Source organism: Gammaproteobacteria bacterium, from assembly GCA_013003425.1.
Lineage (GTDB): Bacteria > Pseudomonadota > Gammaproteobacteria > Steroidobacterales > JABDKV01 > JABDJB01.
Genome location: JABDJB010000003.1, coordinates 49,054 through 55,836 on the forward strand (window position 1 = coordinate 49,054; position 6,783 = coordinate 55,836).

General features: G+C 59.9%; 9 protein-coding genes. 1 reads left to right on the forward strand and 8 read right to left on the reverse strand.

Features of this window, described 5'->3' with window-relative positions:
- The first annotated feature begins 18 nt into the window (after positions 1–18).
- Complete coding sequence (locus tag HKN06_00245; GenBank protein NNF59734.1) at positions 19–969, forward strand: prenyltransferase; 951 nt, start codon at positions 19–21, stop codon at positions 967–969.
- A 25-nt stretch (positions 970–994) separates the two neighbouring features.
- Here the strand turns inward: HKN06_00245 and HKN06_00250 are convergent, their stop codons facing one another.
- The 8 genes from HKN06_00250 to HKN06_00285 form a co-directional block, all read right to left on the reverse strand.
- Complete coding sequence (locus HKN06_00250) at positions 995–1,297, reverse strand: hypothetical protein (protein ID NNF59735.1); 303 nt, start codon at positions 1,295–1,297, stop codon at positions 995–997.
- Positions 1,298–1,362: 65 nt separating this feature from the next.
- Complete coding sequence (locus HKN06_00255; protein NNF59736.1) at positions 1,363–2,166, reverse strand: succinate dehydrogenase/fumarate reductase iron-sulfur subunit; 804 nt, start codon at positions 2,164–2,166, stop codon at positions 1,363–1,365.
- Positions 2,166–2,534, reverse strand: a complete 369-nt coding sequence (locus HKN06_00260) for a hypothetical protein (protein NNF59737.1) — start codon at positions 2,532–2,534, stop codon at positions 2,166–2,168. The genes HKN06_00255 and HKN06_00260 overlap by 1 nt, the downstream gene beginning before the upstream one ends.
- Before the next feature lie 5 nt (positions 2,535–2,539).
- Entirely contained in the window at positions 2,540–2,974 is a 435-nt protein-coding gene (locus HKN06_00265; GenBank protein ID NNF59738.1) for a hypothetical protein, read from the reverse strand.
- A gap of 9 nt (positions 2,975–2,983) precedes the next feature.
- Positions 2,984–4,702 carry a succinate dehydrogenase/fumarate reductase flavoprotein subunit gene (locus HKN06_00270; GenBank protein NNF59739.1) on the reverse strand — a complete coding sequence of 573 codons (1,719 nt, stop codon included), beginning with the start codon at positions 4,700–4,702 and terminating at the stop codon, positions 2,984–2,986.
- 29 nt (positions 4,703–4,731) lie between these two features.
- Positions 4,732–4,965: a hypothetical protein gene (locus HKN06_00275; GenBank protein NNF59740.1), complete on the reverse strand. Its 234-nt coding sequence runs from the start codon at positions 4,963–4,965 to the stop codon at positions 4,732–4,734.
- Positions 4,966–5,098: 133 nt separating this feature from the next.
- Complete coding sequence (locus HKN06_00280) at positions 5,099–5,575, reverse strand: cyclic nucleotide-binding domain-containing protein (protein ID NNF59741.1); 477 nt, start codon at positions 5,573–5,575, stop codon at positions 5,099–5,101.
- 22 nt (positions 5,576–5,597) lie between these two features.
- Complete coding sequence (locus HKN06_00285; protein ID NNF59742.1) at positions 5,598–6,608, reverse strand: glycosyl hydrolase; 1,011 nt, start codon at positions 6,606–6,608, stop codon at positions 5,598–5,600.
- Positions 6,609–6,783: the final 175 nt, after the last annotated feature.

Here is a 6,783-nt window from a genome sequence, read left to right on the forward strand (position 1 = left end):
GCCGGAGAGAGTAATAACATGAATGAACCAACAGTCGCTGCTCTCAGTGGCTCATCCCCCGGCGCCGTTGTGCGTCGCTACTTCCTCGCTACGCGGCCAAAGTTTTTCACCGCCTCGATCCTGCCGGTCCTCGCCGGCACCGCCTGGGGAGCCACCAGCGCCGGGCAGCTTGACCTGGCCGCCGCAATTGTCGCCATGCTTGCGACAGTAGCGGTACAGGCCGCCAGCAACGTTTTTAATGATGTCGGTGACGACCTCAACGGCACTGATCGCAATAATGCCGGACGCATTCATCCGTTTACCGGCGGTTCGCGATTTATCCAGAATGGCATTCTCACGCTGGAGCAAATGCAGCGCTGGGCCAAAATACTGTTTCTGTCTGCCATCGCCCTCGGCTTGATACTCATTTATATGAAGGGCATGGGCGTGCTGTACCTCGGGCTCGCCGGCATGGCGCTGGGGATGCTCTATTCGTTACCGGCAGTGCAATTGAGCGCCCGCGGTATCGGCGAAATGGCGGTAGCGGCGGGGTGCGGAATTCTGCCGGTTTGCGGTGCCGCCTGGATCCAGTCGGGAGCAATCGGGGTCCCGGTGCTGCTGCTGTCCGTTCCGATCAGTTGCTGGGTGGCCGCGATCCTGTTGATCAACGAGGTGCCCGACCGGGACGCCGACGAACAGGCCGGAAAACGCACGTGGCCGGTGCGTTTCGGCCTCGGTACGACGCGCTGGATTTATGTGTTGCTACACCTCGTTGCCGTCGCGGCCGTCGCCGTCCTGGTTGCCTTCGGGGCCTTCCCGTGGTGGACGCTGGTCCTGCCGCTGTTATTGTTTGCCGGCGGCTGGAAAGCGGGCAGCACGATCGTGAGTGACGACGGCGCGGTGCTTGAAACCGGCATCAAGACCACTTTGGCGATACACGCGGTCGGTTCGCTGTGGCTGACGGTGGTTATTCTCGCCGCCAGGCTGTAGCCAGTACCTGCGACTGCCGCAGGCGTTACCTGATTTCGGGCGCAGGCTTTACCAGCGTTGCGTTGACTTCATACCTGGAACCGTCTTCGGCGATAAGTTCCACCTGCCAGAGCTCTTCATCAGGGATAGAAGTGCGCTCGTGACCCGGCAGTTCGCGTTCGTCGTCGACCTGCAGACCCCAGATGCGCACGTGGCGAATACCACCGACCCTCATCGAGCCGCCTTCGAAGCGCTCCGCCAGCATGGCGGACGGCGCATCGCCGGCCCAGACCACGTAGCCGCGTCGCTTGATCGCCTCCAGTTCATCCGGCAGCTTGATATCAGTCATGACGAGTCTCTCCTCGCGGCATCAATACAAAAAGTATCGCAAAAATATCAGCCGGGCGTTCCCGGTTACTTGTCCGCTACGGTAAATGCCGGCGCCGTGAGTTCCTCGCGTATCACCGGCTCCTGTGTTGCCACTGGCTGCGCCAGCTGGTTGCGCCGCACACCGAGCATGTCTGCTACCAGGTCGCGCTTCATCAGCTGGATTGCGCGCGCCGGATCGACCCCTTTCGGGCAGGAACGGCTGCATTCGGCCGCATAATGACAATGGGTAACGCCGTGATGTTGCGCCATTGTTTCCTTGCGCTGTGCAAATCCAGCATCGCGCGAATCGCTGTTATAACGATGGGCCGCTGTCAGCGGCATCGGCCCGAGAAAACCTGCGTCGCTGGCCAGCGTCGGGCAGGCTGCCATGCACACGCCACATTTAATACATGAGGTGAACTGCAGGTAGTCATCGAGCTCCGCGGGTGATTGCTTGAGCTCGCTCCGGGGGCGCGCGGCATCGTGGTCGCGCCGCAGATACGGGCCGATGGCGGTGTGCCGGTCAAACATTGACGTGAGATCAGACACCAGGTCCTTGGCAACAGGAAAATTCCACAGCGCCTCCAGCCTGACCAGATCGTCCTTTACAGCGTGTATTTGCGTATTACAGGCCAGTCCCGGCTGTCCGTTCATCACCATGCCGCAGGACCCGCAGACACCCATGCGGCACGAATGGCGCCACGACAGGCTTGCATCCTGCTTCTCACGTATCTGCTGCAAACCTTCGAGTATGGTCATGCCGGGATGGGTCTCAATAGTGAAATCTTGCCACCAGGTTTCTTGCTGACCGGGCCGGTAGCGGCGAATCCTGAAAATCGTCTGCGTCATCAGCCGGCCCCCTGCGGAAACATGACGGTGACGTAGGAACCGACGGCAAACAGCACGACACCGGCAACTACGCAGGTGGCCGTTATTGCACGCTCTGAGCGTTCACCGGAAAAAAACTCGAGCAGCATCGTGCGCAGGCCATAGAAGCCGTGATACAGCGCCGTTGCCAGCAAGACGATATAAGTAAAGGTGTACGCGTTACTGTGGCCGCGCGCGACCATGTTTTTCCACGCCAGCGGCTCTGGCGTAATGCCGAAGACCGCGGCAAGTATTGCATCGAGATGCATCACGCCCATGTGCGCGCCCAGCAGCAAGAGAATGACCACGGCGCAAACAATGTTGAGCAACCAGTATCCGGTTTCCTGCATCGGTTTCATCCGTGTGGAAAACGCAAAACTTCGAAGCCACCCAGCACGATGAGCACAGCGGTGATGACCATCAGTACGATCATCAGTGGGCGCTGCTTGTGTATGGAGCCACGATAGGGAAACACCGGGTGATCAGGCCGGCCCACTGCGAGCCCAAGCTCGATTAGTATCAGGCGCACGCCGTTAAATGCATGAAACACGAACGCGCAGTACACCAGGTATTCGAGAAACACGAACACGGGCCCCTGTGTCGCGGCCAGCAGGCGCTCCCACGCCTCTTGCCCAAGCAGTCGGGCGCCGGTAAAAAAGACATGCATGGCCAGGAACAACAGCAGGGCCAGGCCGCTGATGCGATGCAGGATATACAGGTAGCCTTCGAAACCTCGCCGGCCGCCAGCCAGCCAGCGCACGATGCCGATATTTTCGCTGCTACGCTCCATCGCCCGATGCTAGTACTTTCTCTCTACCGGTTGCCAGCGCGTGATAGCTACAGGCTTGTAACCAATTGACGGTCCGTCCGGGCCGCGCCTGGCCAGTGTATGACGGAGCCAGGTCTCATCGTTTCGCTCGCTGAAATCGCGCCGGGCGTGTGCGCCGCGCGATTCCTCGCGTGCCAGAGCCGAGCTCATCGCCACCTCGGCCAGGTCAAGCAGGTTTTCCAGCTCCAGGGCATTAACGAGATTGCTGTTGTAGATGCGGCCCTTGTCTTCGATGTGGATGTCGGCAAAGCGCGCACGCAGTTCGCTCAATTTCTCTAGCCCGGCACCAATCCCGTCACCGGTACGGAACACGCCCATATACTCGTCCATCAGGTGGCGCAGCTCGTGGTTGAGTTGATAGGGGTTCTCAAATCCGTCGCGTTGCAGCAAGTCGCCAAAAACACGCTGCTCTTCCGCCGCAACTCTGCTATCCGTTAGTGCCGCCAGAGCTGCGCCGGTCTGTAGAGATTGCGCAATGTTTTCGCCACAGATGCCGCCCCATACCAGGCACTCAGCGGTGGAATTGGTGCCGAGCCGGTTGGCCCCGTGCAGCGACACGCATGCTGCTTCGCCGGCAGCCCATACCCCGTCGATTCCGGTAGCGCCCTCGATGTCGGTAGCAATGCCGCCCATGGAATAGTGTGCGACGGGGCGTACCGGTATCGGCGCATCGATCGGATCAATGTCGACAAATTTCATGCAGAGCTCGCGAATCAGAGGCAACCGCGCGTGGATTTTCTCGGCGCCGAGATGACGCAGGTCGAGATGCAGGTAATCGAGGCCATCGGGCTGACTAAAACCGCGACCCGCATCGATTTCGGTCATCATTGCGCGCGATATGATGTCGCGCGGCGCCAGCTCCATCTTGCCTTTGGCGTAGTCGGCCATGAAGCGCCTGCCGTCGCGGTCCAGCAGGTGCCCACCTTCACCGCGGCAGCCCTCGGTGATTAAAATTCCTGATGGCACCAGGCCGGTGGGATGAAACTGGATGAACTCCATATCTTCCAGCGCCAGGCCAGCGCGATAGGCCATGGCCAGCCCGTCGCCGGTGACCGTCTGCGAGTAGGTGGTAAATCCGTACAGCGTGCCGGCACCGCCACTGGCAATCAGCAGCGTCCTGGCGCGCAGTGCCAGGAATCTTCCGGTCAGCATGTCGATGGCCGTCAGCGCACAAAACCGGCCTTCCTCGACGATGATCGAGGTGACAAACACTTCATCGTAGCGGGTGTAGTTGCCGAACTGCTGCAGCCCGTCGTACAGCGTCTGCATCTCGTGGAAACCGGTTTTGTCGGCCGCCATGGTTGCGCGCGGAAAGCTGTGGCCGCCGAAATCGCGCTGCAGGATGCGGCCATCATCACGCCGCGACCAGGGCAGGCCCAGACGGTCCAGCTCGTAGATCTCCTCTGGCGCCTGATGGACAAAGCGATAAACCACGTCCTGATCGGCAAGGAAGTCGGACCCCTTGACCGTATCCCAGGCGTGCAGATCGAAGTTGTCGCCTTCATCATGTGCCAGCACCGCCCCGGTACCGCCCTCGGCGCAAACCGAGTGCGAGCGCATCAGCTGTACTTTTGACACCAGGCCGATGTCCGCCTGGTCGCCGAGACTACGCGCAATACCCAGCGCGGCACGCAGGCCGGCCAGCCCGGTGCCGAGTATCAGGACATCGTGCGTGACCTGCTCAGTCACTGCTGTTATTGCGACCGTGCTCTACCGGGTCAACTTATCCGGCGTTCGAGAATGAGACTCAATACCAGCAACGTGACCGGCCAGTGACCGACATAGATACCCCAGCGCTGCTTGTGCGCTTCTTCCAGCGCGGCAAGCATGGCCGGATCGGTAATGCCCTGGAGGGCCTGTGTACCCACCTCGGGCGCGACCCACCAGGCAATCCATGACAGTGGAATCGAAATAACGCCAAACCAGAACAGAACATTTACCAGCTGTTTCATCGGATAATCCCCCATACTGGCCCCGGTCGAGGCCATACGACTTGATTTTCCGCCGATACACCGGCGCTTACAACATACGGAATGCCACGATTGACGCGAAAACTGACAATCGGTAATTATTACCCGGCGACAGCTAGTAGCGGCCGTGCTGCTTGTAGACGTAATTTGTCAGCTCCATATGCTGCAGGTTCATACGGTGCAGGATCGCATGGGCTGATCGCATGATCGCGCACATCACCTCGAATACCAGCCGTGGCTCGCGGGTGATCAGGGTCTCAAACCGGTCGCGCCGAAGGCCAAACACCTTGCACTGATACAACGCCCGCAAGCTCAGCGTGTGTGGTTGTCGATCGACGAAACTCAGTTCGCCGCTGATATCTCCCGGGCGAAGGATGTGCAGCGTGACTGCCTCACCCATTCCGGCCTGCTTGACCACCTCCAGCCGGCCATCGAGCAGAACATACAACGAATCGTCGCTGGCACCCTCCTCGATCAGGAACTCACCCTCGGCCAGCTCGCTTGTCGAACCGAGCTCAGCCAGTATCCGGGCCTGCTCATCGGTCAGTTCTGCTGCGAGCGCAGTCTGCTTGAGTTTGTGGTACAGCTCCATGAAACCTCCGGCTGTTACGGGATTATTTCAGCGTACCACCGCGGCGCATGGCCTGCTTTGGTGTTCGGTCGACAAAGAACAGGCCCCAGTGTTTTTCAGCGCCAAGCGGGTTAGCGGGATTACCTTTCCAGGGCTCATCAAACGCCTCGAAGAAAAACACTGTGGTATTGCTGGCCCGCGCCCAGTCACTGAGCTCATTGTAGTAGCGCGCCTGGTTCGCCTCGCTGGCGCGTGCACCAAACTCGCGAGCCGTCGTAGCCCAGCCCGCTTCCAGCACGGCAATCGGCCGGCCCGGTAGTGCTGCACGTACACCCGCCAGGTTTTCCAGGGTGTATGCCAGGCCCTCGTCGATCGTCTTTTCTTCCCACACCGGGTAGGTGTGCACGCCGACAAAGTCGACCTCGCGCGCCAGCAGCGCGCCGTCTTCGCGCCACCACACGTAGTTCTCGGCCACTGTCACTGGCTGTCCAATCGCCCCCTTGGCCTGACGCACGTAGGCAATGACTTTGTCCAGTGGAACCATGTGGTCGTTCCAGCTGACCAGCATCTCGTTGCCGACGTTTACCGCAACAACGATGTCATCGAACTCTTTTGCCAACCCGATACCGCGCTGCAGCTCAGCCAGGTTGTTCTTTGCGTTTTTTGCCAGCACTTCATCGGGAATCGGCTGGTCCAGCCAGGGGCAGCCTTCGTGGTTGCTGAACTCAGCCGACAGCCAGATACCCTGCAGCACTTTCAGTGGCAGGGCGTGGTCGCGAATGAGCTGCAGGGTGGTGCGGCTGTTGTTGCCCGCATCGTAAAGACGAATCAGCCGAAAACCATGAGCAACCAGAATCTGCAGGTCTTCCAGGATTTGCGCATCGCTCGGGTTGACCGCGCCGCTGCCGCGGTCGGGGTGCTGGCCGGCACGAAAACCCGAGTAAGCCACCGCCATGACTTCGCCTGCCAGCAGGGAATTGCGCGGCTCTTTTGGTTGCAATGCACAAGACGCGGCCAGCAGGAGCAGGCCCAGAGATATCAGAATGCGTGACATGGTTTTTCTCAGCCGGACAGTGCCGTCATTGGACTTATATGGCCGAGTCTAGCCGGCAGGTGACTGTAAATATACGTAATGCAGCTACCACAGGATTGCCTGATTCTGAAGTTGCGGTACGCAGCATTGGTACCAGGGGAGGAAAAATGGGCAGAGCGGCAATCCTGGCTTCACT